General features: G+C 44.7%; 24 protein-coding genes and 1 pseudogene. 5 read left to right on the plus strand and 20 right to left on the minus strand.

Annotation, left to right across the window (positions count from 1 at the left end; translation table 11 throughout):
* Positions 1 to 10: 10 nt before the first annotated feature.
* The 7 genes and pseudogenes from traM to DXD68_RS03740 all read right to left on the minus strand — a co-directional run.
* The gene (gene traM, locus DXD68_RS03715; protein WP_004291521.1) at positions 11 to 1,363 is read right to left on the minus strand and encodes a conjugative transposon protein TraM; all 1,353 of its coding nucleotides are present in this window, start codon (positions 1,361 to 1,363) and stop codon (positions 11 to 13) included.
* Complete coding sequence (locus DXD68_RS24225; RefSeq protein WP_004291520.1) at positions 1,344 to 1,652, minus strand: TraL conjugative transposon family protein; 309 nt, start codon at positions 1,650 to 1,652, stop codon at positions 1,344 to 1,346. Before DXD68_RS24225 ends, traM begins: the two co-directional genes overlap by 20 nt.
* A 6-nt stretch (positions 1,653 to 1,658) precedes the next feature.
* Positions 1,659 to 2,282: a conjugative transposon protein TraK gene (traK, locus tag DXD68_RS03720; protein WP_004291519.1), complete on the minus strand. Its 624-nt coding sequence runs from the start codon at positions 2,280 to 2,282 to the stop codon at positions 1,659 to 1,661.
* A gap of 31 nt (positions 2,283 to 2,313) precedes the next feature.
* Positions 2,314 to 3,318 carry a conjugative transposon protein TraJ gene (gene traJ / locus DXD68_RS03725; protein ID WP_004291518.1) on the minus strand — a complete coding sequence of 335 codons (1,005 nt, stop codon included), beginning with the start codon at positions 3,316 to 3,318 and terminating at the stop codon, positions 2,314 to 2,316.
* Between the two features lie 3 nt (positions 3,319 to 3,321).
* Positions 3,322 to 3,951, minus strand: a complete 630-nt coding sequence (locus DXD68_RS03730) for a DUF4141 domain-containing protein (RefSeq protein WP_004304283.1) — start codon at positions 3,949 to 3,951, stop codon at positions 3,322 to 3,324.
* 23 nt (positions 3,952 to 3,974) lie between these two features.
* Positions 3,975 to 4,355, minus strand: coding sequence for a DUF3876 domain-containing protein (locus tag DXD68_RS03735; protein WP_004291516.1), 381 nt, complete (start codon positions 4,353 to 4,355; stop codon positions 3,975 to 3,977).
* A 40-nt stretch (positions 4,356 to 4,395) separates the two neighbouring features.
* A pseudogene (locus DXD68_RS03740) lies at positions 4,396 to 5,187 on the minus strand (TraG family conjugative transposon ATPase); the annotation flags it as partial.
* 177 nt (positions 5,188 to 5,364) lie between these two features.
* Between DXD68_RS03740 and DXD68_RS03745 the strand changes: the two are divergent.
* A complete protein-coding gene (locus DXD68_RS03745) occupies positions 5,365 to 6,000 on the plus strand; it encodes a DUF5710 domain-containing protein (RefSeq protein WP_118929359.1) in 636 nt (211 codons plus the stop codon).
* A gap of 231 nt (positions 6,001 to 6,231) precedes the next feature.
* Here the strand turns inward: DXD68_RS03745 and DXD68_RS03750 are convergent, their stop codons facing one another.
* From DXD68_RS03750 to DXD68_RS03800, 11 genes are all read right to left on the minus strand, one after another.
* The gene (locus DXD68_RS03750) at positions 6,232 to 6,507 is read right to left on the minus strand and encodes a helix-turn-helix domain-containing protein (protein WP_122360326.1); all 276 of its coding nucleotides are present in this window, start codon (positions 6,505 to 6,507) and stop codon (positions 6,232 to 6,234) included.
* A 12-nt stretch (positions 6,508 to 6,519) separates the two neighbouring features.
* Positions 6,520 to 8,556, minus strand: a complete 2,037-nt coding sequence (locus tag DXD68_RS03755) for a toprim domain-containing protein (RefSeq protein WP_118929348.1) — start codon at positions 8,554 to 8,556, stop codon at positions 6,520 to 6,522.
* Positions 8,546 to 8,878 carry a helix-turn-helix domain-containing protein gene (locus DXD68_RS03760; RefSeq protein ID WP_117707121.1) on the minus strand — a complete coding sequence of 111 codons (333 nt, stop codon included), beginning with the start codon at positions 8,876 to 8,878 and terminating at the stop codon, positions 8,546 to 8,548. The genes DXD68_RS03755 and DXD68_RS03760 overlap by 11 nt, the downstream gene beginning before the upstream one ends.
* Before the next feature lie 338 nt (positions 8,879 to 9,216).
* Positions 9,217 to 10,056 (minus strand): RteC domain-containing protein, encoded by an 840-nt coding sequence (locus DXD68_RS03765; protein WP_117707122.1) that lies wholly within the window; start codon positions 10,054 to 10,056, stop codon positions 9,217 to 9,219.
* Positions 10,057 to 10,234: 178 nt separating this feature from the next.
* On the minus strand, positions 10,235 to 12,553 hold the full coding sequence (locus DXD68_RS03770; RefSeq protein ID WP_008781630.1) for a TonB-dependent receptor: 2,319 nt from the start codon (positions 12,551 to 12,553) through the stop codon (positions 10,235 to 10,237).
* Between the two features lie 253 nt (positions 12,554 to 12,806).
* Positions 12,807 to 13,343 (minus strand): dihydrofolate reductase family protein, encoded by a 537-nt coding sequence (locus tag DXD68_RS03775; protein ID WP_032951662.1) that lies wholly within the window; start codon positions 13,341 to 13,343, stop codon positions 12,807 to 12,809.
* A 449-nt stretch (positions 13,344 to 13,792) separates the two neighbouring features.
* The gene (locus DXD68_RS03780; protein ID WP_008781628.1) at positions 13,793 to 14,350 is read right to left on the minus strand and encodes an exonuclease; all 558 of its coding nucleotides are present in this window, start codon (positions 14,348 to 14,350) and stop codon (positions 13,793 to 13,795) included.
* 19 nt (positions 14,351 to 14,369) lie between these two features.
* Positions 14,370 to 15,134 (minus strand): metallophosphoesterase, encoded by a 765-nt coding sequence (locus DXD68_RS03785; protein ID WP_122360327.1) that lies wholly within the window; start codon positions 15,132 to 15,134, stop codon positions 14,370 to 14,372.
* 1 nt (position 15,135) lies between these two features.
* Positions 15,136 to 15,780 carry a hypothetical protein gene (locus DXD68_RS03790; RefSeq protein ID WP_147382971.1) on the minus strand — a complete coding sequence of 215 codons (645 nt, stop codon included), beginning with the start codon at positions 15,778 to 15,780 and terminating at the stop codon, positions 15,136 to 15,138.
* A gap of 119 nt (positions 15,781 to 15,899) precedes the next feature.
* Positions 15,900 to 16,853, minus strand: coding sequence for a hypothetical protein (locus tag DXD68_RS03795; protein ID WP_008781643.1), 954 nt, complete (start codon positions 16,851 to 16,853; stop codon positions 15,900 to 15,902).
* A gap of 393 nt (positions 16,854 to 17,246) precedes the next feature.
* A complete protein-coding gene (locus DXD68_RS03800; protein WP_005783105.1) occupies positions 17,247 to 18,173 on the minus strand; it encodes a ParA family protein in 927 nt (308 codons plus the stop codon).
* Between DXD68_RS03800 and DXD68_RS24400 the strand changes: the two genes are divergently transcribed.
* From DXD68_RS24400 to mobC, 4 genes are all read left to right on the plus strand, one after another.
* Positions 18,172 to 18,336 (plus strand): hypothetical protein, encoded by a 165-nt coding sequence (locus tag DXD68_RS24400; RefSeq protein ID WP_196029218.1) that lies wholly within the window; start codon positions 18,172 to 18,174, stop codon positions 18,334 to 18,336. The genes DXD68_RS03800 and DXD68_RS24400 overlap by 2 nt on opposite strands.
* Positions 18,337 to 18,717: 381 nt before the next feature.
* Positions 18,718 to 19,146: a conjugal transfer protein MobA gene (mobA, locus tag DXD68_RS03815; RefSeq protein ID WP_004291488.1), complete on the plus strand. Its 429-nt coding sequence runs from the start codon at positions 18,718 to 18,720 to the stop codon at positions 19,144 to 19,146.
* On the plus strand, positions 19,125 to 20,372 hold the full coding sequence (gene mobB, locus DXD68_RS03820; protein ID WP_004291483.1) for a conjugal transfer protein MobB: 1,248 nt from the start codon (positions 19,125 to 19,127) through the stop codon (positions 20,370 to 20,372). Before mobA ends, mobB begins: the two co-directional genes overlap by 22 nt.
* Positions 20,373 to 20,402: 30 nt before the next feature.
* Positions 20,403 to 22,421, plus strand: coding sequence for a conjugal transfer protein MobC (gene mobC, locus DXD68_RS03825; protein WP_004291482.1), 2,019 nt, complete (start codon positions 20,403 to 20,405; stop codon positions 22,419 to 22,421).
* A gap of 131 nt (positions 22,422 to 22,552) precedes the next feature.
* On the opposite strand, the gene DXD68_RS03830 is transcribed toward mobC, so the two are convergent.
* Both DXD68_RS03830 and DXD68_RS03835 read right to left on the minus strand, forming a co-directional pair.
* Positions 22,553 to 25,807 (minus strand): P-loop NTPase fold protein, encoded by a 3,255-nt coding sequence (locus DXD68_RS03830; protein WP_004291481.1) that lies wholly within the window; start codon positions 25,805 to 25,807, stop codon positions 22,553 to 22,555.
* Between the two features lie 16 nt (positions 25,808 to 25,823).
* Entirely contained in the window at positions 25,824 to 26,954 is a 1,131-nt protein-coding gene (locus DXD68_RS03835; protein WP_004291480.1) for an ATP-binding protein, read from the minus strand.
* Positions 26,955 to 26,980 lie beyond the last annotated feature (26 nt).

Here is a 26,980-nt window from a genome sequence, read left to right on the forward strand (position 1 = left end):
TTTATTGTTTTCAATATTTTTCTTGGTAAAGCATGACCCTGTACCCGGCTTTCAGATGCACCTTGACGGTTCGCATCTTTTTGGCGATGTACTGGCTCGTGCCTTGTATCAGCCCCTTGCCCAAGTCGGAGGCGAGCTGCGCCCCGGCATTGGTGGAGATGTTGATGCTGCTTCCCAGCGAGCCGCCCATGTTGGCGGCGACCTCCCGGACGGCGTTCATCTCCATCGAGTTCGGGATGAAGATGCCGGGCTGTCCGTCCGTGTCATAGACCGCAAGCTCCACGGGGATAATCGTGCCGTCGTATTCCAGCGAGGTAATCTCGATGTCGAGCCGCTCACCCTGTATCTTGCCCGTGCCGACCACCACCGCACCCCGGGGTATTGTCCTGCCTGCCACCGCCATAGGCTCCAGCAGGCGCAGCCTTACCGTCTGCCCGTCCGTCACGCTCTGCGCCCCATGCACGCACGCCGGTATGGTGTTCCTGTCCAATACCTCCGCCGTGCCGACAGCCGTGTTGAAACCCCGGTTGCGTTCCTGCGATAAGGCGGCGACAAACTCCGCGTTACTCATAGGCTGTGAGAGTGAAGAAACTACTTGATGCTCCACCTGTCTGATAGGCATTGCCTTGTTCTTCTTCCCTTTCTGCACGGTAGTTGGCTCTGCCCTCTGTTCCGCCGATGGCTGTCCTCCGTTCTGACCGCCCATGTACTTTGCCGCCAGCTCGTAGGACTTCTCCATAAGAGCCACCTGCTCGTCCATAGAGGAAGCCTTGCCCCTCTCGCTTTCCAGTTCCGACTCCAGCGATGCGATGCGCTCCAACAATTCGTCCATCTCCGCATTGTCGTTTTTCGGCTGGTCGTAGAAGTTTCCGAGCGTGGCGTTCAGGTCACGGTAGGCGGCTGCGGAGGACTGGATGGTCTGCGGCGTGGCTGGCTTTGCCCTTTCTTCCTTGCCGCCCGGATTGGCGAGGTCGAAGTCCACTCCGTTCTCCGTTCCCGCTATCTCGCGGTCGAACATGTCGCCCAGCTGCCCGATGGCACGGTTGCGGCTCTCCTGACGCTCTTCCATCTCCCCATGCTCGTAGGCTTTCAGCTTGTCGCCGATAATCTGCCGGTTCGCCTTGTCAGCGTCGGGCATCTCGGTGTTGTATCCGTCCGTTCCCGGCGGTTGCTCCTTGCCGGAGGACGGGGCGAATATCAGCCACATCGCCCCGATGAACACCAACACCATAGCGGGCAGCACGATCATCTTCTGCCGTTTCAGCCGTTGCGCCTCTGTCAGCGGTTCGCGCTCCTTTTTCGGTTTCCCCGTTTCGGGAGCAGCTTTGTTCTCTTTCGTCGGTTCATTCTTTGTCTGTTCCATATAAATAAGGTGTTAAGTGATTGCCTGTTTCCGCCGGGGTCGGCAGTTCCACCCGTCCGGCGTGTCCCGTTTCCATATGTGAGCCGTCGTTCCTGCCGATGTCATAGACGGCTCTGCCGAAGGTGTAAAGGGCAAGCACCGCGAAGGCGGCGAACATCCCCAGCACGATGCGGCGGCGTGTTTCCGGCGGCAAGCCGTCCAGATACCCTTTGAGACTTGCCGCCAAGCGTTTCCGTTTGTCGTGGAGTTTCCAATACATGCCCCACATTGATTTTCTGATACTTTTCATGTCCTGTTACCGTTTGATAGTCTGTAAATCCTTGTTCTCAATGATGGTGAAACCCTCGATGGTAAAACCGTTCGGGTTGTCATCCGACCGCGATGCGTTCAGCAGGCGGCAGGTGGTCACGAGGCTGCGCTCGGTGACGTTGCTCTGCCGGATGATTTTCTGTGTGGCGTAGGTCACGGCACGGTAGGGATAGGCGTTGAAGTCGCACACCACGCTGTCCACCTTCAGCACTTGGTTGATGTTCCCGGCGATGATGCGGTTGTAGTACCCCTTCTCCGCGAAGTCCGAATAATAGTGGTACACGCTCTTGTCCGCCAGCAGCAAGGCACGTTTCACGTTGTGTTCAATCGCGCTTTTTTCAGGTGATAGCGTGAAGAACATCTCGTGGAAACGGCGCACATGTTCCCGTGCCTCCGCCGGGCGGTTCTGCGACAAATCCTGAGACAAGGCGAGCATCAGGCTCTTGCCGTTGTCCAGCACATAGATTTTCTCCCGTTGCTTCTCTGCGAAACGGTAGGAGTTCCACACGCTCCACACCGTCACCACGGCGCACAGCGAGAGGAAGACGATACCGAACAGGCGTATCTGCCTGAACGACGATTCGATGTTTCTAAGTGATTTGAATTCCATTTATATTTTCCAATTTATGATTGCACATTGATTATTTCAGCAATTTGCCGACACGTCCGACTGCGTTTCCTGCGGCTGCACCCGCCACGCTGCCCGCCATGCTTCCGGCTCGTCCCGCCATCTGGTTCACGTTGCGACCGTAACCGCCCATGCCTCCGGCTTGGATAATCCAGCCCGCAACGGTGGGAATGGTAAAGTAGCCGATGATGCCGATGCAGAGGAATACGATATACACCCCGTCGCTCGAATCCAGCGAGAAGTTCGGGTCTGCCTGCATCCGCTCGATGTCGTTTTGCAGCATCAGAACCTGTATCTTCGCCAGTATGGTGCTGAACATGTCCGATACCGGTAGCCACAGATAGACCTGTATATAGCGGCATATCCACTGCGTGAGCGTGTTTTGGAAACCGTCCCATACCGACAGGGCGAAGGCTATCGGACCGAGAATCGCCAGCACCACGAGAAAGAAGGTGCGGACGGTGTCTATCACGAGGGCGGCGGCTTGGAACAGCAGTTCGAGTATCTCGCGGAAGAAGTCGCGGATGCTCTTCTTCATGTTGTACATTCCCCGGTCGATATACATTCCCGCCATCGTCACCATGTCGGAGGGCGACCAGCCGAGTTCCTCCAGTTGCTTGTCAAATTCCTCGTTGGACACGAGGTAGGCGGTTTCGGGGTTGCGTACCATCGCCTCGTATTCCAGTTTGTCCTTCTGCTCCCGGTATCGGTTCATGTCCAGCGTTTCCGCCTCCAGCATCTTTGCCGTGCCCTGTACGACGGGTGAGAGGATGCTGTTTATCGTGCCCAGCACCACAGTCGGGAAGAACATGATGCACAGACCGATGGCAAAAGGACGGAGCATCGGGAATACGTCTATCGGTTCAGCTCTCGCCAGCGACTGCCATACCCGGTAGGCGACGTAGAACAGCGCACCCAGCCCGGCGATGCCTTTCGCCACACCAGCCATGTCCCCACACAGCGGCATCATCTGCTCATAAAGTGAACGTAAAATCTGATGAAGGTTGTCGAACTTCATAGGCTACCAGTATCTTTCGTTCATGTTCCCGTACAGCCCCATGATGCGGTCGAGGTCGTTCTTCTTTTTCGCACGCAGGTAACTCACGGAGATGTTCTTGTTCGTGTAGTAGCTCACGAGGTTGCGGTAACGCTTCATCTTCGAGTGGCAGCGTTCCACCACGTCCATGCGCTCCTTGTCGGTCATGGAGAGCGTGGTGATGTTCACCACGTTCCTGAGTTCCGTCAACACTTCGTTGCTTTCCTCCAGCAGTTTCGTGTAGCCGAAAGCGATTGCGGAAAGCTCTTCGGGTCTGAAATTCCCGTCACGGAGCATCCGTTGGAAACTGTTCACATAGATGTCTGTGATGTCGCCCACCATCAGGATGGTCTGCTGCACCTTGCGGGCGTCCTTGACCAGATTGTTCACCGATTTGAGGGCATCGTAATACTTCTTGCCCTGCTGATAGATTTTCACCGTCTCCTGAAAGTTGCTCACCATGTTCGTGGCGGTCTTGGAGGTATGGATGATGTTTTTGGAGGCATTGATGATGCCCTGCGCTAGATTGCCCGGATCGCTTACGACCCACTGTGCGCTTGCCCTGCCCGCGAAAAGCAGGCACAGGCAGATAATCATTGTTATTCTTGTTCTCATGTTACTTTGGATTTTAGTGGTTGTTATTCTTCGGTCGGATGTCCCGGCTGCGGCTTCACCCGCACATAGTCCCCGTTTGGCGAGAAAGTCAGCACATCCGTGGCCTCGTTGTAGGACACGTCGATGCGGAAGCCGGTGTTCATGAACAGGTTGCCGTTCTCCTCCTGCAAGAGATAGGTTTCCGGCTTGAGCTTGCGGCGCAGACCGCTACGACGGAACACCGTCACTTTGTAGGCTTCGCCCTCCTTGTAGATAAGCACGTCAGGTTTTCCCTCCACGCTCTCCCAGTTCCCGCACAGCATGTCGCGGCGGTTGTCGGCCACGTCGCAGGATTGCAGCATCATGACCGCCAATCCGATAAGGCACTTGCTGACTTGCAGCATTTTCACTTTTGGTAAATTCATACGCGTTTTTCTTTTTTGGTTGATACATTCTGTTTTTTAGTTATTCCTTGTTTCTCCGCCTTTCGGCAAGCTGCCGGATGGCGGCTTCGATGTCGTCGCCCAGCTTCTCCGCCAGACGGTAAACCTCCACTTTTTCCGTTTCCTCGGTGGTGTACGCCAGATACTCTTCCGCGCTGACCTCCGTGGCATAGACCGCCGACTGCGTGCCGCCCAAGCCTATCCACACCTCCTTGTAGAGCCGTGAAGGGTTGTTCGCCATGTTGATGGAGAGTATCTGCGACTTCTCCTTTTCCGTCAGTCCGAGCAACGCCTGTATCTGGTCGAACTTGTTCATATATTTCCTTTGGTCAAGCAGGATTTTACAATCCGAGTTGTTGATAATGCTCTCTTTGACCACCGGAGAACTGATAATGTCGTCCACCTCCTGCGTCACCACGATTGCCTCGCCGTAATATTTTCTGACCGTCTTATACATATAGCGCAGATATTCAGCCATGTTCGCCGATGAGAGGGCCTTCCAAGCCTCTTCCACGATAAGCTGTTTCCGCACGCCTTTCAGCCGCCGCATCTTGTTGATGAAGGCTTCCATGATGATGATGGTCACGACGGGGAACAGTTCGCGGTTTTCTTTAATCGAATCTATCTCGAAGACGATGAACCGCTTGCCGAGCAGGTCGATGTTCTCCGTGGAGTTGAGCAGGAAATCGTAACGCCCGCCCCGGTAATACTGCCGCATGGTGGTGAGCATGTTGTCGATGTTGAAGTCGGACTTCTCCACCTTGATGTCACGCTGTGCCAGTTCCTTGCGGTAGTCGTCACGCATATACGATAGATTAAAGCAATATTGTTTTAAGTTATCCGAAATGTCTCGAAAAATGGAAAATGATACGGATTGGCAAGGGAACACAGTCGAACCTACCCATACATTAAATCACATAATTGGAAGATTATCGGACTTAAAAGAACAGATTGATTCCTATTGGAAAATATACGTACATAAAAAATAGCAATGCCATTAAAGATAAATGTACCATACGCAGAAAAGGATTTAGCAAAAGAAAAGGGTGCTTTCTGGGATAAAGAAAATAAGACATGGTTTATTCCTGACCATAAAGATATAAATCTTTTTTCCAAATGGATAGATACAGAAAAAGTGTCTTTAATTGCTAAAGTCCCTTTTTGGTTGGGTGTAACCCAAAAGACTTGTTGGAAATGTAATAATATTACAGAAGTCATTGCTTTTGTATCAAACAATTTTTTAATATATGACTACTCGGATGACGATAGCGACATAAAAGAGTGGTTCTTTCAAGATTATTTTTCCTTTTTTAGTTCACCTAACTATATAGATAAAGAGGTTCTTGATATCGTTTGTTCTCGTTATCCCTTCTTCAAATTAGGTTTTTCAAAAACTGTCAACGGCAAGTATTTTGCTAATCATTGTAAATGTTGTGGCGCTTTACAAGGTGATTTTTTTATGCATGAAGAACCTGGTGGTGAATTTAGCCCTATTGATATGGATGGATATAAATCCATAACGCTTATAGAGGTTCCGTATAAATTTGATTTAATGATTGATGCTTCCCATTCTTGGGCAAGCAATGAAAAAGAGATATTTAAATATATCCGTAAATCAAAGTGGTAAAAAGTTTCTCAGCAGCGTGCCTATGAAGCGTGCCTGTAATGCGTTCGCAAGGGTATGGCTACCGTACATACGCTTGATTTTCGCGTCGAGATTGTCTTTGCAGTGAGAGTGAAGCCCGTAACGCCATGTCCGGCGCAGCGTGGCATGAAAGCGTTACGACAGGCGGAACGGGAACGCAAAGAGTATCGCAGGCGGATATGAAAAGAGCGGGTTTGAAGCCCGCCCAATCCATTAGAATTTTTCCCGAATCAACTTATGCACGTCCGATGCCCGGTAGTAATTCCGCCCGTCGATGTTGAAATAGGGAAGTATGCCTTTCATCCGGTAACGCTGCAACGTCCGTTTGGTAACGTTCAGCAAAAAACACAAATCCTGATTATCCAAAATCTGTTCACCGTCTAACCAATTTTTCTGTTTCATCATTCGTTCCAATTGATTGTCCAACTTGTCTAACCTGTCCATAAAGCGTTCCATCCACGCTTCAAAGTTTTCGTCATTTATAGCCATACTATTTTGATTTTATATGTGTCCGATTATGAAATAACTTGCGTTTGACGGGTCTTTCAGAATAATTTCCTTGTCCCGCATGAATTTGATATAACTCTTGGCCGTGCGTTCCTTTACGTCCAAAATGGCTTGTATCTGCTCGCATAAGTCCACGTAAGTAGAATGCCGTTGGTTGTTGAAAATGGAACGGGCAACGCCGATAAGTTCCGTTTCCTTACGCTTTTCCTTTTCTTCTTTCGGCTTCTCGCCAACGTAGGCGTGCATTTCAATATCCTTGCTCCATGCAAATTGAATCAACGGAACGTCCAATGGGCTTCCGTCGCGTACTTTCAGGGCTTTAATGACCGATATTTGCGGGTCATCGTCTTTTTCAATCGACAGAATAGCAGCGGCTTTCCGCTGTAATTCACTTCCCAAATGTCCGCGAAGTTTCATGCCATTGGGAACGAAGTGCAGCACACAAACAATACAGGTTTTGTATATTCCTGCCAAGCGGTACAGCTCGTCGATGATGCCGACACTTTCGGCTTCATCGTTGGCACAACGCACCAAATCGGCGATGCCGTCAATAACGACCATTTGAATGCCGCCATATTGGTAGTAAAACTTGTCCATGCTTTGGACAATAGCCTGCAAGCGTTCCTTGCGCGACATGCTTGTCAGGCAGTAGGCTTTGAAGAAGTCGGGCATTTTGTTTTGTTTGCTGCGGCGAAGGATATTACCAATGTTTTTGTACAACTGTACTTCCGATTGCTCGGTATCGTAGAGCAATACGACTTTGTTGTCGGCGTTGGGATTGATAGTCGTTCCCAATGTGTCGATAGAAAAATCGGCATGACGAATAGTTCCGGCAATCAGGCTTCCTACATAATTACTTTTTCCCGTTCCTTCGCCACCCGTGATGCCGAATAGGTTCCCCTGTGTTCCCAACGGAACATCGTTTATCGAAATAATCATTTCCGCTTTGATGGGCGGATTATTGAAGTCAACTTCGCATGGTTTAAGTATGGCCATTGTTTCGCTGTATAAAGTGTCCAAAAATTCAAGGAATAATGAAAGGAAGTTTTCACGGGTATTTCCGGCCTTGAAATAGTCGGATATATCTTTGTTCGTTTTATCGCCCGAAAGGGGTAAAACGAGGCGTTTAACGCCAAATTCCGCCAATTGTTGGTGATGCTTTGCCGAAGCATCCAAACCCGTTTTATCGACATCATATAACAAAACAATATGTTTGAAACGGTGTGATAGTTTTTTGATGATTGAAACAGGAATAGCCGCCGTTTCGCTGTTGAAACATATTGCATGAAACCCATGCGAAGCCAACGAAAGCACATCCTTCTCGCCACCTGTGATGAACAACGTATCGCCTTTGGCGGGCAGTTGTTCCAAGCCGAAGCAATAGTTTTCGCCGAAGTTGCCACCATACAGAAATCGTATTTCCGAAAACGGACGGTAGATTTTTACATGCCGTTTTCCCAAATAGCCGAATATCGGTTCTTGTTCCGATGACGTAAAAAAGAACGGTTTCCCTTCGCTGTTCTCGCTGCGAAACTCTTTCAGGGAAACCGTTTTGTAGGCTTTGAGTATTTCGGCAGTGATTCCATATTGTTGCCAAAAGGCAATTTCTTTCGGTGAAAATTGCTTTTGAACAGTGGAGTAAGGCTTGTTTTTCTTGGATTCTATGACTGCTTCCTTTGGTATAACAGGCGAGACTGATACAACAAACGAAGTGTCTTCTTCATCCAAACCTAAATTCAAGTCACGATTTATCGTTTGCAATACCTCAACAAAGTCTTTCGGATTCTTACAATTCAAGCCTTTCAACTTGGCAACCAAACTAAAGCAATCGCCACTGAACTCATCGTTTCCGAAGTCTTTCATCCGATAGGTATTTGTTCGGCGGTCGTAATAGACATTGCAGGAAGCTCGTTTGTCTTCGTACAACGGATTCAGGAAATTCCGTCCGACACGCCATTGTCCTTGAATATAATGCCGGAACACATTCAAACCATTATCGGTCAATTGTAGTACAGTGTCTTTATTTACCATTGAGCAGATAGTTTTTACGGAATTGTTCTAAAGTTTGCGGATTACAGGTAATCAGGCGTTCGTTCAATGCCCGTTCGATGTCGGACAGACGATACAGACAACGGCCACGAAACAGGGAATAACTTATCAGTTGGTCTTTACGAAGCCGCTGCAATGTTTTGGTAGAAATACCAAGCAAACGGGCGACTTCCATGCTGTCCAACCAAACTTCTTTTTTCTCGTCCGGAACAGGTGTTTCCACTTTGGAAATGTACTCAGCAATCCGCTCTATCTTTTTCAGCAACTCTTGATACGCTTTGCTTTCAAATGTTATTAATTCCATACATTGAAAATTTTGATGCAAAGTTCGGAAGTCGCAAAATCATGGAAGCCCAAGTTGGGACAACTATTTTTTCAAATAGTGTCGGAAAGTCCACGAATCAATGAGTTTTAAGAACCGGAATTTTTAACAATAGAGAAGAATATCTTGGGAATAGCGGATTTTTTATGGAATAGACCTGAAAAAAGCCTCAAAACAGATGCTTTGAGGCTCAGAAATCGCTAAAATTCAATACATAAACTTGGGAAAACAAGATTTATATATTTTGCTCACATGCAAGATATTACATGCAATGTTCTCATAAACAACGAAAACAAAAACGTGGTATCGGATGTAAAGTGTTACTTGTTATCATTATCATTCATTTTACGTATCAGTATCTCTTTGAGTTCATTTAGGAATTGAGTTCTATTTGCCCGCTCCCTAATCTCAATATAGGTATGATACGGGTTACCCAAGTCAACATTGAAGATGTTTTCAAAATAGCTTACTATTTGTTTCAGGTTTGCTTTACCGAAATTAAAACAATCTGCTTCGCAAACAGCATAAATCAATTCTACAAGGTCTGTTTTAGTCCTTGTCCATGTTATTTTTGTCTTCGGAAAGCCCGAAGATTGAGTTGTTTGCTGTTCGTCTATTTTTGCAATTTCCTCATTCAGATAAATTCGCAACATTTCGTTTGCTACTATTTTTGCAACTTTAAAATCGCAAATCGTAGAAAAATTAGGGTCTCTTTCAAAATAAAATGTTTCCATTGTCATTTGAATATCTTGTTTTCCTCTCAGAAAAAAGTACTTATCCAAATGCGTACTTCCCGAACGGTAGTATTTATAGAAATCAATGTTCTTATTGTAGAAATTCTCTAACTGATTCAGTTCATTGATGAAATAATTTTTCAGCACACAATCTTGTCCGTTGGGGCGCATCATTTCGATGTTATACACTTTCCTGTAATAGATTAGTTTACTAAAAAACTTGGGTTTTATTATCTTGAAAAAGAATATTTCATCCATTTCACTTTTGAACTTATAAAACGAAACTATTTCTTTCAATTCCGAGAACCCCTGTTCCAACAGCAATATTATTTGAGGAATATCTTTAATCCTGTCATTTAAATCGAGTTCATGCATCCTGATTTGATGTTCTAATTTTTCTGCAATGTTTTTTATCTTATCTTTCATTTTTATTGATTTTGAGTAAAAAAAAGGATGATATCGTCAGTTGACGACACACAAAGGCGTTCACTGAATTCCGATAGGATTCAGTGAACGCGAAGCAACAACATGTCGCTGAAAGATAATTAGTGATAGATTTGCCAGAAATACATAATACAGAATTTGTTGAAATCAACACCTAATCTTACTTATAACTTCCTTTGATTCCGTAGTCGGTATCCTGATTATTCAGCGATTTAGTACCGACAAGATGAGTTTTTCCGAAATTAAAATTCCAAGTGAGCGTGGCAACGAGAATTCGGGATGCATCGCTAAAACTTTCTCTTCGGAAAGGCGCTTGTGCATTTTTGTTTTCCATAATGGTTCGGGAAACATTCTTAAACGGATTGAACGCACCTATGCCAAAAGAAAAATTAGTCGCATTGTACCGGATAGCCAAGTAGTGATAATTACCATCCTTTATGACGGTTTCGCCGTATAACCTTTCGTCAAAAGGCTGTAGCTGGCCTATCAGCATCCATTTCTTATACATTGCCAAAACATCTGCCCTGTAATAAAAATTAGAATGGGTATGCGAATAGTTGTTCCCACGACTGTCAAAGTGGTTGAAGCCTCCTGTAACCGAAAATTGCAGGAAGTTTTTTATCATCCCTACTTTCAATGTTATCTCCGCATTATACTTATTCCAATCTTTCATGTTTTCGGGCATTGTCAGGAACACATTTCCATGTTCTCTTTTCGATTCCATGATAGGATTGTGTTTGTAGTGATGATGCAGGCTTGCATTGAAAGCGAACAACCCTTTTCTGTTTTCGTAATATAAATTATTATTCAGATTCAGGTACGGTTGAAGCAACAGATTCCCTTTCTCGGCAAGATACGAGTCAAGACGGATTTCCGTGTCGGCCAACTCCATCAGGGTTGGATTCGTTTGACTCATCTCCGCATCATACCGGATAAAAGAATTATCACTGAACCGATAGCCAACCATCGCTTTGGGTAAGAAATGGTAATAGCTTTTGGTAACAGATACATTGGAAAAATGCAGGCGATTCAGGCGAAGTCCCAAGCTATAGCTGAATTTGCCCTTACTATAAAACCACTCTGCAAAAACCGACGATTCCGCCTGATTCAAATCCGATTTGAATTCCTCGCCCTGATTAATTGTCTGCTCTGTAAACGACTGAATATGTTTTATCCCGAATTTCAAATTTCCATGGGCAAATCCTTTTTCGTATATGCCTTCGGCAATCAGTGAATATTTATCGGAAAACAGTTCCGAACGTTCGCTGAAAAGAGTATCAACATCGTTGTATTCGCAGTAATTCCGCGAAGATGCTGCGTTCGCATAACTCCCCACCACATTAGCATATATTTTCTGATTTTTGGGTAAACCATACTGGTAATACAAGTCGATGGTAGGAACATTAATTTTTTGCTGACTTCCGTCAAAAATCAACCCTTTGTCCGTGCCATTCTCTTTTAGAAAACTGTTGAAATCGTTGTGAGGCTGATTGCTCAGATTATATTTCAACTTGGCATTGAAAAAAGCCGAATCGCTCTGCTGATAGTTGTATGTCAGCGAAAAATCATGCATTTGGTACGAATAATCACCTCCGGCACTGATTTCTTCCCTCAATATAGGGGATGAATTTTCAAACTGATAACTACCTGTGCGATTTCTGTTATTCGTGTTGATGCGTTGAAACGCTGCGGTGTAGTTCAAAGCATATTCCGATTTTCCTTTGTTGAATTTGGCAAAGAAAACATCGCCCCCTGCAAGGATATTCAGCGAGTTCATCAAATCCACACCAACAACACCGCCTTTATCATCCCTTACTACCACGTAGTTGATAACTTTGGAAGCATGTCCGTATCGGATACCTGCATAATCCGAATATTCTATCCGCTTGATTTGGCGGGGTTGCAAGGTCTGAATTTCTTCCGGCGTGGTATTTACGCCGTTAATCTGCAAAATGACTTTCCCGCCGTCGGATGATGAAATCGTATTCAGCATCGGATTGATGTTCAAGCCGGGAAGCATCATTGTATTCAGCAATTGCATTCCGTTGGCAGAATGGCTGATTTGCAATTTTGTCGGGAACACAATCCGTTGGTTAATCTTGTTTATTGTGGAAGAAGCAGAAATCACCACTTCCCCAAGTAACAAAACATTTTCATTCAAATACACATCTATTTGTGCTGATTCCGTCAGATTCTGTATCAAAATCCGCTTTGTTTCAAATCCTAAACAGGATACTGACAGCACATAATTATCTGTGGGAAGATTTTCAAATTCAAATCTTCCGATAGTGTCTGTCGTTGTTCCTTTCAGAAAGACTGAATCTTGTTTGAATAGAACGACATTAGCAAACTCAACAGGTGTTTGCGTATTTTGTTGAAGTACTCTTCCTGAAACATGAATCGATTGTCCGGACACACTTAGGCCGGAATACAGGAAAAATACGATAAGATATAATAATCGAGCTTTATTAAAGTCCATACTTGTTTTCTTATAATGGGTTACGGATACAGATATAGCATCTGCATCATAAACCTCATGAATAAATGATAATAGAAATTTTCCCCTCAAAAAGAGTTGAAGGTGATAAGAAAACTGAGATTAGGATTCCCAGTATAGACTATGCACGGATTCTAAAAATACGTGCTATTGAACAACGAATGCTCGACATGATTTGTTTTTTGTTCTAAATTTGATGCAAAGATAATGCTTTTCTAAATCTCTGGCAAGGATATCAGCCAATCACATAAGTGATTTTAACGATTCCCGAATCGTAAGCCTCACTTCCGGCGAACTTCCAAGTTGATTCTTTGGGCTGGTTCGGGAATAAAGGAATGCCATTGCCTAAAATCACGGGAATATAGCAGATTTGCATTTCATCCACCAAATCGTGATTCAGCAAAAGCGTTATCACTTGTCCACCACCAACCAACCAAATGTCTTTACCATCCTGTTGCTTTAGCGCCTTTACTGTTTCTACAACATTTTCCGTAATGAATTTTACATTCTTGGTCGGCGTAAGATTTGTGTTGCGGTGAGAAACGATATAGCACGCTTTGTCTGAATATGGCCACTCAAAGTCCATATCAAGAACTGCGCGGTAAGTCTTCCCGCCCATGATAATCGTATCAATGGAATCCATCAAATCTTTGTAGCCATATTCGGTTCCGGTAGGCATTGGGTATTTGGTTAGCCAATCTAAATTACCATCAGGGCGTGCGATGTAGCCGTCGAGCGATACAGCGATGTACAGTTTAATCTTTTTTTTCATGTCTCTAAAATTTAATTGTTTATACTCGTGTTCGCTGTACATCAAAAAAAAGCGTGGAATCCACATTGCTCCGGCATAAAGGTACTGGTATACCCGACAAACGAAACACGCAGTTCCACGCCATACTTGCGTATAGCATGAACATTGCACATTCCATCTCGTTTGTCTAAAATTACCAGTTTTATATGCCGAGACGTTCAGCGAACGTTATGTTATATGTCAACGGTACTTAGCCCGTTAAATTCTATTTTATAAATGCAAAGGTAGGAATAGTTTGGAAAAATCTGGGTATTTGCCTTCCCGAAATTTGGGAAGAATACAAATACACAAATATTTTTCACCTAACTTTACCGTCTTGGTCTATTCCTGAATGATGCTTTGAACATTATAATGTTTTAATCATGAACAAATGCGATTGTTTTTGCTCATTATTGTGAACATTCTAAAAATCACAATTTCAAATTCAGCCCTTCATTTATCATGTATAGCAACGCATGTGCATTGCCTAAAGCATCTTCAACCGGATTATGAGTATGTGGAAAACCGGTATGCAAACGTCCGTCTTTGTCTGTAAATTCCTGACTGCGCATCCATTTCCATTGCATCTTTGTGTCGTTCTTAAAACCGCACCACAAATCACTAATGCGACGGGAACTATACCCGAATGGATTCGTACCGGAATAGGTGAGAAAATACCAGTTAATCCACGAGGCATCGTATCCGTTATTATCGGCAATCAGAATCGGACGGCCTTTAAGATTGGTTTCCTCAATCCATTCGCCGAAGCGCTCAAAAACTAACTTCGGGTCGTCAAACGATTCATGTTCGCTGCGTGAAAATCCGCTCACTGCAAGCGCTTCTCCATCGTATTCTTCACTGATAGGGCGCGTTTTTCCATAAAAGGTAGTTTGCAGTTCGTTATCCAACCGGACTGCCCCAAAGCAGACCAACGAATTGCGACCAAGTATCTGCCCGTCGGATTCAACATCTATTACATAAAAACTCATTGTTTGTACCTCTTTAGTATTACTGTACCTCTATCGCTTTTTCAGGATTAAACGTGTGATGCTCGTTGTGGAATACATATCCCAATTGATTGCTCACACATTTAGTTTTTCCAATAACTTTGTCAATATTCCGGTGCGAATGACCATAAATCCAGTATTCTACCGGACTGGTTTCGATATATTGTTCCAATTCAACCGTAAAAGCACCATTTATTTTGCTTCCTGCAAAATCGGGCGAAGCTAATTGAAACGATGGGACATGATGCGTAACCACAATAATATGTACCGCCGTGCTTTTTGCCACTTTATCCTGAATAAAACGGAAACATTTGTCGTGTTCTCGGTTGAAGTTATCCCATGTCAACGTTGCACCATTAAACAAAATCCGGTGAAAATCACTAACGCCACGTTCGGTAATGTAGGCTTCTTCTAATTTGATTCTCGCCCATAAAGTTGAAATGATAAAGTCAACATTTTCTATCCGGACAACAGCATCGTAATAGCATTTCACGTTGTCCCGAATCGAACAAACCAAACCATACGGCATGTTTGCCAAATCGTAATACTTGTATAATTCGTGGTTCCCAATAGCCACAATCACTTGCTTGTAATTTTCCGAGGCCCAATCCCAAAACGGATGTTTGCCATAGTTGTCATCATTCAGATAACCGATATCACCTGCTAGAACGAGAATATCGCCCACAGGCTTCAATGGATTCCGTTTCAGATAGCTGTAATTATCCGAAAATTCCAAATGTAAATCCGATGCGTATTGAATTTTCATTTTATTCGATTCCAAATATTTCTTTCATAATGCCGAGAAAGCCACGAATGTCATCATCGGTACGCTGTAAACTGTCCCGCAAAGACTGATTCGGTAAAGATTCTTCCATTGTGTTAATGAAAACACTCACCTCATCTTTCATAGTAGCCGATAATTCAACAGGCGTAAACGGGTCGATACGCATAGCCAAGAGTTTGAAAACATCATCCCTGTGTTTTTTGATGTCGGCACTACGAACGTTCGGATTGATTTTCTTTTCTTCCGTCAAATTCAGAAATGCTTTTACTTTCAAGCATAGAAGGGACAACGGGTTGGCAATGCAAATACCTTCTTCAATGATGCTGCTATCAATGGTGTGTCGATAGTATTCTTCATCCAACAGAATTGCCGAAAGGCTTGGAATTTCTTCGCCAACCGGAATAGGGGTTAAATGAAAACCTGTAGGCACACCTAATACATCAGGATATTTGGATAACAATTCGATTTGTACAGGAAATCCATTCTTTGGCTCTAAAAAACGAAACAATTCGGTTACAGGCTCTTTGTCTTCCCGCTTTCGTTGTAGGTTCTCGTATTTACCCTCATCTATGAACTCCCAAAAGCGTTGACCAAATTCGGGTGTCATTTTTTCAATGACTAATATCATGTCAATATCGTCGGTTGCACGCGGACACATAACTGTATCCCGCAAAGCAATATCACAGGCTGTTCCACCGATGATAACATAGTTATCTTCAAATCCGGCGAAGTGTTCTTTGAATTTTTCTAATCCATTTCCTCTATCATTATTTCCAATTCTTTTTCAATTCGTGAATCCGGGTCATCCTCCATCGACAGGTACAACGAAAGTTTATCGACGATTCCACCATTCGGTTGATAAGGTATCGTTACCGGATATTTCCATATTTCGATTTTGTACAAACCTTCTACCTCGTTGTATTGTCCATCTGCCTGATTAAATTGTTTGTCCCAAATTGCCATTGTTCCGTATTGTTCGGGATTCAAGTGCGAGTGGTGCGACAAGGCATTTACTCCACTAATACCAAAGTTACCTTCGGGCACAACATCACAATATAAGACTTTCTTTACGGGTGACGACAAATAACTTTGGGCTTTTGTCCATAGTTCCCGCTTGGAATTACTAAAACGGATGAATTTGATTCCTGTATCATCTTGAATTTTTGTATCACACAATTGGCAGTTTTCAAGACTTGTAACAGCACGTGCCAGTGTTACGTAGTTGTAAGGTACAATTTCTTCCAACTTCTTAATTGTGAATTCGTTTTCGTTTTTATCATCCAAAAGATAATACAGTAGCACATATTGCGCAGCAGGGGTTAATCTCGTTGGATTCTTATCTCGCTTTTTAGCCTGAACATTCACAATTAAGGATGGCAGAAAAGCGTATTTATCCGAAATAATAAAGTACACCTCTTGATTTATGAGGCGTTCCCGTTCATAATAGGTTAATGAATCCAATAGGACAACAACAGGCATATTCATAACCGTTTCTACTTGTCGAGTAATCTTCTTATAATTACCCGGGGTTATGGATTCCTGTGCGTTTTTGGCTTGGATAACACACAAAATCTGATTATTGAAGTCTATCGTATAAAACGAAAACCTCAATAGCATATCAGCATTAAGGCCACGTAGTTTATCCCGTTTTATCGGAATCAACTCTTTCTGAACGCCTAATATTGAAATTAAATTACTCATAATAAGTCATTATCACCTAATTTTTGCACTATTATCATATATGGTGATAATGATGCAAAAATAGTGATAATAGTTGAATCTGCAAACTCATGACTGTAAATTTTGCTTTCCTTGTTATTTTTTAGTGCAAGGTGCAAGCTTATCTATATAGATACTTGCACCTTGCACTAATTTTAGAGAGCTAAGCGTTTTATATCCAAAGGATTTGTTTTAGGTTCATTTATTTTGTAACTTTGCACCATAGCCACGCGAGGACAACGATGCGACAAAAGCAGGCAAGCAATGGTCATTTTCAATCGTTACAAAATCGTTACCGCTGGTTTTGAAAAAGCTTCTAAGAAATTAATTCATACGGGATTGCGAGAAATTGGTTCCTTTACCTGCTGCCCATGCTCACTGCGGTCTGATGATGTCGCTTATCTCTTCGGAAAACTCCCGGATGCCACTCCCTTTCAGCAGTGCCGTGTCCATCGGGAAGATGGTGGAGCGGAAAACGCTCTTGCGCTCTTCCGAAAGGTCACGGCGGAACTTCTTGCTGTCGGGCAAGCGGGTGGAAAGTACCGGAAAGCCCATTTCGGCTATCACTTCCTCGTAGATGCCGTACAAGTCGTTCCTCTCCCTGCCGTCCACCATCGTCCAGAACAGATGCAGCCCCTTTGTTTTCGCCTGTCCGGTAGTCATCAGCCTGTCGCGGAACATCGTGACGAATTTCAGGGTACTCTCCACGACAAAGCGGTCGGCACTCAGCGGAGTGAAAATGTAGTCCATCTGCGAGAGCGTCTTTATCACGCCGTTGCTTCGGAGTGTGCCGGGCATGTCGAAGAACACCACGTCGGGTTTCACGTCCTCAGTGGCAATCATCCTCTCGGCATCGTCGAGGGCGTTCACCGCATTGCTTTTGACGATGGTGTAGGCGTTCTTTTTGATCCGGCGGAAATGGTCGCAAGCGAGAGCCTTGAAGTAGGTGCTGCTGTCGATAAGCCCCATTTCGTGTTCGCGCAGCCCGTGGATGCTGTGCTGCGGGTCGTCGCAGTCCACGACGGCGACATTGTAGCCTTTCACGTTGTGCAGGTAGCTGGCGGCAAGTGCCGTGACAGTGGATTTGCCGATGCCACCTTTCTGTGTTGCGAATGCAACGAAGATTTCCTTACTCATAGTTCCATTTATTTTAATTGTTGATGATTTGTTTTTCTGTTTCCATACGGATTTGGCTGTCGCACCATCCGCTTCCGTGACTACACACGCAGGCGGGTCGTCGCGTATCCGGTTCTGTGGTGAAGCGGTGCGTCGGACAAATGGTGATTGACGACATTGCGTCATGAAGTCATTGAATCCATACGTCACCGAATTGTCGGAGAACCGGGTTTCCGACGGTTCGGGTATCCGTTTCGGCAAGTATCCGAAGAAGCGGATTTCCGGGTATTTGAATGTTCCGTTTATCATATCTTCAAATCGTTCGTTTCTTGAATCATGCTGCAAATAAACAAGTATATTTTGGAACCTGTATCACTTCTCCGGCAAGTGGCGGCACGTTGCGCCGGTTGGCAGTCATTGACCGGGTCAAGCATCTGTCCGATACCGCTTTAAGGGCGTAACTTTGCACCCGGACAGCAGGGTTCGCCGATGACGCGCGGCCCGGAGTCCTGAAAGGTATTTTCCCAATCCGTCCCCTGACGGATTTTTATGTTCACCTGAACATAGCAAGATGTCTTTTCAGCCGCTCAAAATATTTTGAGCAGCCACGAAAAGCACTTGCCCTTGCAGGGGGCGGGCTTTCCCTCCGAAGTCGGGAAGCCTTTCAGAACTGCGGTGCTGTAATCCGAAGCGGCGGCTTATGCCGTCAATCCGCTAAATCCAAAGTAATATGAAAGAGAAAAGGAAAAGCAAATCAGGGAGAAATCCCAAACTTGATCCGGCGGTGTACCGGTACACCGTCCGTTTCAACGAGGAGGAACACAACCGTTTCCTCGCCATGTTCGGAAAATCGGGTGTCTATGCACGGTCTGTTTTCCTCAAAGCGCACTTCTTCGGGCAACCGTTCAAGGTGCTGAAGGTGGACAAGACGTTGGTGGACTATTACACCAAACTGTCGGATTTTCATGCACAATTCCGTGCCGTGGGTACGAATTACAACCAAGTCGTGAAGGAACTGAGGCTGCATTTTTCAGAGAAAAAGGCGATGGCGTTGCTCTACAAATTAGAGCAACACACCGTCGAACTCGTGAAACTGAGCCGCCGGATTGTGGAACTTTCAAGGGAAATGGAGGCAAAATGGTCGCAAAAATCAGTGTAGGAAGTTCGTTGTACGGCGCGATTGCCTACAACGGGGAGAAGATTAACGAGGCGCAGGGGCGGCTTCTCACCACCAACCGCATCTACAATGACGGTTCGGGAACGGTGGACATAGGCAAGGCGATGGAGGGTTTTCTCACCTTCCTGCCACCGCAGATGAAGATCGAGAAGCCGGTGGTGCATATCTCTCTCAACCCGCACCCGGAGGATGTGCTGACCGATATTGAGTTGCAGAATATCGCCCGCGAGTATCTGGAAAAACTCGGTTTCGGAAACCAGCCTTATCTTGTATTCAAGCACGAGGACATCGACCGCCACCACCTGCACATCGTGACGGTCAACGTGGACGAGAACGGGAAAAGGCTCAACCGGGATTTTCTCTACCGCCGCAGCGACCGTATCCGCAGGGAACTGGAACAGAAGTACGGATTGCATCCGGCAGAACGTAAAAATCAGAGATTGGATAATCCGTTGCGCAAGGTGGCCGCATCGGCAGGTGATGTGAAGAAGCAGGTAGGCAACACCGTGAAGGCTCTGAATGGGCAGTACCGTTTCCAGACGATGGGCGAATACCGTGCGCTCCTTTCCTTATATAATATGACGGTGGAGGAAGCGAGGGGCAACGTGCGCGGACGGGAGTATCACGGGCTGGTCTATTCCGTCACGGACGACAAGGGTAACAAGGTGGGCAACCCGTTCAAATCCTCGCTTTTCGGGAAGTCCGCAGGCTATGAAGCCGTACAGAAGAAGTTTGTCCGTTCCAAATCGGAAATCAAGGATAGGAAACTGGCAGACATGACGAAACGCACCGTCCTTTCCGTGCTGCAAGGCACTTATGACAAGGACAAATTTGTATCCCAACTCAAAGAGAAGGGCATCGACACCGTACTGCGCTACACAGAGGAAGGGCGCATCTATGGGGCTACCTTCATCGACCACCGCACGGGATGCGTGCTGAACGGTTCGCGCATGGGTAAGGAGCTTTCGGCGAATGCCTTGCAGGAACACTTCACCCTGCCATACGCCGGACAACCGCCGATACCGCTATCCATCCCTGTGGATGCTGCGGACAAGGCACACGGGCAGACCGCCTACGACAGTGAAGATATATCGGGCGGTATGGGCTTGCTCACTCCCGAAGGTCCGGCGGTAGATGCCGAGGAAGAGGCTTTCATCCGGGCGATGAAGCGCAAAAAGAAGAAAAAACGCAAGGGCTTGGGTATGTAATCAGAGTATCAACAATTAAAAAATCAATGTATGTCACAACAAGAAGACGATTTGAGGGCATTGGCGAAAATCATGGATTTTCTGCGTGCCGTGAGTATCATTTTAGTGGTCATGAACGTGTACTGGTTCTGCTACGAAGCCATCCGGCTGTGGGGCGTGAACATCGGCGTGGTGGACAAAATCCTTCTGAACTTCGACCGCACGGCGGGGCTGTTCCATTCCATTCTCTACACGAAGCTGTTTTCCGTCCTTTTGCTTGCCTTGTCCTGTCTGGGTACGAAGGGTGTCAAGGGTGAGAAAATCACTTGGGGGAGAATCTGGACAGCATTTGCCGTCGGGTTCGTGCTGTTTTTCCTGAACTGGTGGTTGCTGCCCCTGCCGCTGCCGCTTGAAGCGGTGACGGGACTGTATGTCCTTACCATTGGAACGGGCTATGTCTGCCTGTTGATGGGTGGTCTGTGGATGAGCCGCCTGTTGAAACACAATTTGATGGAGGATGTTTTCAACAACGAGAACGAGAGTTTCATGCAGGAAACGAGGCTTATCGAAAGCGAGTATTCGGTCAATCTGCCGACACGTTTCTATTACAGGAAACGCTGGAACAACGGTTGGATCAATGTAGTTAATCCCTTCCGTGCGTCCATCGTGTTGGGTACGCCGGGCAGCGGCAAGTCCTATGCCGTGGTAAACAATTTTATCAAGCAACAGATTGAAAAGGGCTTTAGTCAATACATCTACGATTTCAAGTATCCCGACCTATCTACTATTGCCTACAACCATTTGCTGAACCACCCGGACGGCTACAAGGTAAAGCCGAAGTTCTATGTGATCAACTTCGACGACCCGCGACGCTCTCATCGGTGCAATCCCATTCACCCGGATTTTATGGAAGATATTACGGATGCCTATGAGAGTGCCTACACAATAATGCTCAACCTCAATAAAACGTGGGTGCAAAAGCAGGGCGACTTCTTCGTGGAGTCACCTATCATTCTGTTTGCCAGTATTATCTGGTATCTCAAAATCTATCAGAACGGGAAGTTTTGCACGTTTCCCCATGCTATCGAGTTTCTGAACCGCCGTTACGAGGATATATTTCCGATACTGACCTCTTATCCGGAGCTGGAGAACTACCTTTCGCCGTTCATGGATGCGTGGCTTGGAGGGGCTGCGGAGCAGCTCATGGGTCAGATAGCGTCGGCAAAAATCCCGCTTTCGAGGATGATTTCACCGCAGCTCTACTGGGTGATGTCAGACAGCGAGTTTACGCTGGACATCAACAATCCCGAAGAGCCGAAAATCCTCTGCGTGGGTAACAATCCCGACCGTCAGAATATCTACGGTGCGGCACTCGGTCTGTATAATTCCCGTATCGTGAAGCTCATCAACAAGAAGGGGATGCTGAAGTCATCGGTCATCATCGACGAGTTGCCCACAATATACTTCAAAGGGTTGGACAATCTTATAGCTACCGCCCGAAGCAACAAGGTTGCCGTGTGTCTGGGCTTTCAGGATTTCAGCCAGTTAGTGCGTGACTACGGGGACAAAGAGGCGAAAGTGGTGATGAACACTGTCGGCAATATTTTCTCCGGTCAGGTGGTGGGGGAAACAGCCAAGACGCTCTCCGAGCGGTTCGGTAAGGTGTTGCAGAAACGGCAGTCCATCTCCATCAACCGGCAGGATGTTTCCACCTCCATCAACACGCAGATGGACGCGCTCATTCCACCGAGTAAGATTTCCGGGCTTACGCAGGGAATGTTTGTCGGTTCTGTATCCGACAACTTCAACGAGCGTATCGAGCAGAAGATTTTTCATTGCGAGATTGTGGTGGATGCCGAAAAGGTGAAACGGGAAGAAAGTGCCTACAAGAAAATTCCCGTCATTACAAACTTCACGGACGAGGACGGCAACGACCGCATGAAGGAAACGGTGCAGGCGAACTACCGGCGCATCAAGGAAGAGGTGAAGCAGATTGTGCAGGAGGAACTGGAGCGTATCAAAAACGATCCGGTGCTGTGTAAACTGCTACCAGATAATGAGACTGTCTAACAAGTCCCCAAAATTGAAAATTATCCCTATCGAAGTTTGAAGTGACCCCCAAAAGTTGGATACAATTTTTTTGGGGGGCACTTCAGTTCTGACGGGTAAAATCGTAAAATTCGGACTTGTTAGACAAATACTTACGCGGTTTCAACCTCAGGTACTGAATCTATCGAATTGACAAATTTAACCAATTGCGGATCTGAATCTTTTTGTATGAGGTTTCGGAGACTCTTTTTCAATTCATAAGCATCATCCCCTGCTGTATTTATTAAATCCATATAAAAATCTTTGTTTTGCAGAATCAATGAACGGCATGCCCCATCGGAAATTACAGGTTTCACTATTTTATCAATAACGTCTCCAGCTTGACTTTTCAAATTACCATGCGATCTAAGCCATGTTTCGAAAAATTGAAACTTTATTGCATTGATAGTCTTTTTACCGATGCAGAAATCATTTCTTATATCGGTAACTGTCGATTTAATTTTTCGTTTATCCAATCTTTCAACTATATTCTTGAAACAATTAGGGAAAGGATTCAAACTTTGAGTTCCAGAAGCAATATCCATCAGAATCTTTTTGCCAAATTCAGTCAAGTTATCTGGCAAGGATTTGATTTTAGCCAGTAAATGTTTTATTGCGACAAACCAATAATATGATGTATGTGCTGTTCTTTGGGCGTATAATGTATCAACACTTATTTCAGACAACGCTTCGAACGCTATTTTATTGATATGATCGGTCAGGACATTGCTTATTTTAGTGGTCAAATCGTAAAAAGATGCGTCAGGAATTACATCTTTAATATTGTTCTTAGTGATATACTTATCCAAATCGGTATTCCACTCTGCTAAATGCTCGATAAATACCTCATCCGTTACACCTATTCTGTTCTTAATATCTTCAAATTGGGGCAATATGTCTGAGAGCAATAATTTATAGCCAAGTTTATGATTTACCATGTATTGTAGTGTTTCATTTAATAGCGGTATATTCCATCCCACACTATTTACTAATAAGTCTCCATGATCCACATAATAGTCCATGAGTTCTGCAACATATTTTATATCTCCACCCTCTATTAAGGAAACGGAATGACCATGTGCCAATTGCATGGCGACTAAATCGTAATATCCAGACTCTTTAATGTTTCGGCCATCAGTTTCTAATTCAGAATGCAACTGATTTATGTAGGTTGAATCTAACGTTACAGGTAAAGGTCTTTCTTCGTCAGATGCCAATAAACGATAGGTTGTAAATATAGCCCCTATATTATCTTTATTTACATTCTGTTCATCAATGCAATTCGTGATCGCTTGCAAAAGCGTTGGAAACGTATAGGTAGAATTATCTTTTAACGTTTTTACAATATCTGCATGGTCGAAATTATCGGGTAGTAAGTTTGCCAAATAATTATCGAGCGCCTCCGAATTTGTTGCTACTTGATAATATTTATATGCTTTAGTTGTCGCGTTATCCCGATAGGCAGCATCTGTTGCATTTGCAGCTTGAATATAATCGATAAATGTATTTGGCTTGACTGTTTTTGCTTCAATCAATGACGTAAAATCGCACGCCAACTTATTTTGCGCAATAAACCTGTCTATTGCATCTAACGTTTTGAAATAGTCGCCGCCATTGAAGTCATTGAACCGAACTATCTTCTTATATAATTGAGCAATCACATGGTTTTGGCTTTCCGTGTCTAAATGCAACAGCAGTTCTTGGTATTCGACAGGGAACACCTGCTTCTCTATGGATTCTTTTAATTTCAATTGTGCTATTCTTTGCCATACACGCAGAATAACATCGCTCTTTCGAGTTAATTTATGCAAACAATGTATAATCTTATCGATAAGCGCATTGTCCATACATTGTATAACTTCTTCTAATACAGTGTCAAATTGTTTATTAGTCTCTGCATATTGATTTATGTCGTGGTCTTCTTCTCCGTTGATGCAGCCTTCAATATATTTTTTCAATGGAATTTGTCGAGCATCTTCAACATCGACACCATATACCAAAGCTGCAATTTCGCGTTGTGTTTGCAGATCATTGTTAATTATTGTTTGAATGCCATTCAGATAGTCGCCGGACAATATTTGTTCTACTGGATTTGCCAGAATATCCGTCTTCTTCAAACAGAACAATGCTATGTTTATCATCAAAATTTCGTTACACCACTCTTGTTTAAGAGCGACCATCTCATTGATATATGATATAATTTCCCTAACATTGGCATTAGGATTTACCAATCTGAATATCCGATTTATAGTTTCTTTCGCTTCATTTTCTGTTTCTCCAAATGCTTCAACAAACAGTTTGTTGAATATACTTCGATAGTCGGTAATAACAGGAGGAGCAACACGATAAACAATAGGGAAAGTTTTATTGATAAAATACTTGGTCAGTTGTTTCGTTTGTTCGTCGGTCTCATCTCCGAATGCACAAGCTAAATGTGTTTCATCGAAAGGAATAACAGCCCAAACATTTTCAAAACCGCTATCGGCGAAGAACGTATGGATAGAAGACCATAATTCTTTTACTTTTTCAGCGGGGAGACGATCCATGTTGTCAAAAACAAGGACTAATTTACGTTGTCCTTTTTCCTTGATAAAATCAGAAATGTCTTGCATCCATGTTTTGAACTCGTAAACCGTTGGTTCGTCTTCGCTCAAAGTCTCATAGCAAACGTCCTTTTCGACTTTATCTTGATAAATAGCTAACATATAACTCCATCCATATTTATGATCTTTGCTATATGCCCATTTCCAAACGCACAATGCAATAAGAACTGGCAGTGCAGCTATGATAATAGACAATAAAGAAAACCACCATGTTGTGGGTGTAGGTTTTACTGCATACGCAATAAATGTAAATATCGGAGTTAAAACTGCAACCAAAAATGCCGCAACCATACCATTACTGATAAGGGGATATTTTTCGGTTACGGTCTCCGTTTTACGGGCTAATAAATATTTCAGCTTTTCAGACCATGATACGGTTTTCGTACCTCCACCTTTGACTTTTATTGTTGCATTTCCAGATAGGATACCATCATCAATAAGTTTGCTTGTAAGCAATTCCAATATAGAGCGGCGTTGCAAGTCCTCTTGATGTCCCCATGCGTCATACTCAAAAAAGTAATAGTCGTCTGATAATTCACGTTCCAACATTTTAACCACGTTGGATTTTCCAGATCCCCAAATACCTTCGATGCCGATAATTCGAGGTAAAGTACATTCCTCATCCAATGAATCATTCTGACAAAAATGGCGAGCAATAGTTTTTGCCAACCTTTCTTGCGAACCTCCATCGAATTTGTCAATACCACACGGTTTATTTTGGATAAACCGCGGATATTGCTGTTTGGATTGTAGTTTTGTTTCCATATACGTAATTTATTGATTATACGAACTCCAAATAATTCTCCCGATTTACCACATGAAACTCGGCATAGGGATAGGCTTCTTGGAAGGCTTTCGGTGCGGCCGGCATTTTATTTCCCCACTTGAACTCCAAGGCGGTAAGACTGTCGGCACTCTCCTCAATCAGGTCGATTTCCTGTTTGTCGTAGGTGCGCCAGAAATAGAACTCCCTGTGCAGTCCCTCATTGAAGTTCGCTTTGCGCCGCTCTCCGATGATGTAGTTCTCCCACAGCGCACCGACATCCTGCCGAATGGCCAGCGGTGAGAAAGCCCCGATAATGGCATTGCGAATGCCGTTGTCGTAGAAGTACCACTTGCCAGCTTTTGTAACCTCCTTGCGTAGGTTACGCGAATAAGCCCCCAGACGATAGATAACGAAGACCTTTTCCAATAGGTCGAGGTATTTTTCAACGGTCGTCTTGCTCATGCCGAGTTGTTTACCTAACTCTTCGTAAGAAACTTCGCTGCCCAACTGAAAAGCTATCAATCGCAGTAGATCGCGCATCTTGCTCGAATTTTTTAAGCCGTCAATTGCTAAGATATCTTTAAGCAGGTATGCACCGACAATATCACGTAGGTAGTCTGTTTTACGTTCATAGTTCTCCATCATTACTACTTCGGGATAGGAACCGTAAATCAAGCGCGCTTCGAGGTTCTGGCGGGTTTCAAGTGCCGTTTCCGTCTGTGCGATTTCCCGTTGCGAGAATGGTGTAAGGAGAAATTGCGTACTGCGGCCGACCAACGGTTCACCAGTCTTATTCAGCAAATCGAATGACGAAGAACCACTTGCCAAGACACTTATTCCCGGTATTTCATCAACTATCAACTTCAGAATACTACCGATTTGTGGTATGTTCTGTGCCTCATCAATAGCCAGCAAATCAATACCATCCAATAAATGCCGATAATTGGCTATTGAGCGATTCTCCAATAGTGCTAATGTGTCGTAGTCTTCGCCGTTGAGCATCATCGTCCTACCTGAATAGTTGTCCACAATTTTACGCATCATTACCGTTTTACCAACACGGCGAGCACCAAAAATCAGTACTGCTTTATTGGGCGCGATTCGTGCTGTAATCTTCTCTTGAAGTATTCTATTTACTGTTTCCATACCTTATAAAATATAATGCAAAGATA

It is taken from the genome of Parabacteroides sp. TM07-1AC (assembly GCF_003480915.1).
GTDB lineage: Bacteria > Bacteroidota > Bacteroidia > Bacteroidales > Tannerellaceae > Parabacteroides > Parabacteroides chongii.

Excerpts from the sequence above, each read along its gene's own strand:
- traM (WP_004291521.1), bottom strand. The coding sequence starts at position 1,363 with ATGGAACAGACAAAGAATGAACCGACGAAAGAGAACAAAGCTGCTCCC.
- DXD68_RS24225 (WP_004291520.1), bottom strand. The coding sequence starts at position 1,652 with ATGAAAAGTATCAGAAAATCAATGTGGGGCATGTATTGGAAACTCCAC.
- traK (WP_004291519.1), bottom strand. The coding sequence starts at position 2,282 with ATGGAATTCAAATCACTTAGAAACATCGAATCGTCGTTCAGGCAGATA.
- traJ (WP_004291518.1), bottom strand. The coding sequence starts at position 3,318 with ATGAAGTTCGACAACCTTCATCAGATTTTACGTTCACTTTATGAGCAG.
- DXD68_RS03730 (WP_004304283.1), bottom strand. The coding sequence starts at position 3,951 with ATGAGAACAAGAATAACAATGATTATCTGCCTGTGCCTGCTTTTCGCG.
- DXD68_RS03735 (WP_004291516.1), bottom strand. The coding sequence starts at position 4,355 with ATGAATTTACCAAAAGTGAAAATGCTGCAAGTCAGCAAGTGCCTTATC.
- DXD68_RS03745 (WP_118929359.1), top strand. The coding sequence starts at position 5,365 with ATGCCATTAAAGATAAATGTACCATACGCAGAAAAGGATTTAGCAAAA.
- DXD68_RS03750 (WP_122360326.1), bottom strand. The coding sequence starts at position 6,507 with ATGGCTATAAATGACGAAAACTTTGAAGCGTGGATGGAACGCTTTATG.
- DXD68_RS03755 (WP_118929348.1), bottom strand. The coding sequence starts at position 8,556 with ATGGTAAATAAAGACACTGTACTACAATTGACCGATAATGGTTTGAAT.
- DXD68_RS03760 (WP_117707121.1), bottom strand. The coding sequence starts at position 8,878 with ATGGAATTAATAACATTTGAAAGCAAAGCGTATCAAGAGTTGCTGAAA.
- DXD68_RS03765 (WP_117707122.1), bottom strand. The coding sequence starts at position 10,056 with ATGAAAGATAAGATAAAAAACATTGCAGAAAAATTAGAACATCAAATC.
- DXD68_RS03770 (WP_008781630.1), bottom strand. The coding sequence starts at position 12,553 with ATGGACTTTAATAAAGCTCGATTATTATATCTTATCGTATTTTTCCTG.
- DXD68_RS03775 (WP_032951662.1), bottom strand. The coding sequence starts at position 13,343 with ATGAAAAAAAAGATTAAACTGTACATCGCTGTATCGCTCGACGGCTAC.
- DXD68_RS03780 (WP_008781628.1), bottom strand. The coding sequence starts at position 14,350 with ATGAGTTTTTATGTAATAGATGTTGAATCCGACGGGCAGATACTTGGT.
- DXD68_RS03785 (WP_122360327.1), bottom strand. The coding sequence starts at position 15,134 with ATGAAAATTCAATACGCATCGGATTTACATTTGGAATTTTCGGATAAT.
- DXD68_RS03790 (WP_147382971.1), bottom strand. The coding sequence starts at position 15,780 with ATGATATTAGTCATTGAAAAAATGACACCCGAATTTGGTCAACGCTTT.
- DXD68_RS03795 (WP_008781643.1), bottom strand. The coding sequence starts at position 16,853 with ATGAGTAATTTAATTTCAATATTAGGCGTTCAGAAAGAGTTGATTCCG.
- DXD68_RS24400 (WP_196029218.1), top strand. The coding sequence starts at position 18,172 with ATGAAGTCATTGAATCCATACGTCACCGAATTGTCGGAGAACCGGGTT.
- DXD68_RS03800 (WP_005783105.1), bottom strand. The coding sequence starts at position 18,173 with ATGACGCAATGTCGTCAATCACCATTTGTCCGACGCACCGCTTCACCA.
- mobA (WP_004291488.1), top strand. The coding sequence starts at position 18,718 with ATGAAAGAGAAAAGGAAAAGCAAATCAGGGAGAAATCCCAAACTTGAT.
- mobB (WP_004291483.1), top strand. The coding sequence starts at position 19,125 with ATGGTCGCAAAAATCAGTGTAGGAAGTTCGTTGTACGGCGCGATTGCC.
- mobC (WP_004291482.1), top strand. The coding sequence starts at position 20,403 with ATGTCACAACAAGAAGACGATTTGAGGGCATTGGCGAAAATCATGGAT.
- DXD68_RS03830 (WP_004291481.1), bottom strand. The coding sequence starts at position 25,807 with ATGGAAACAAAACTACAATCCAAACAGCAATATCCGCGGTTTATCCAA.
- DXD68_RS03835 (WP_004291480.1), bottom strand. The coding sequence starts at position 26,954 with ATGGAAACAGTAAATAGAATACTTCAAGAGAAGATTACAGCACGAATC.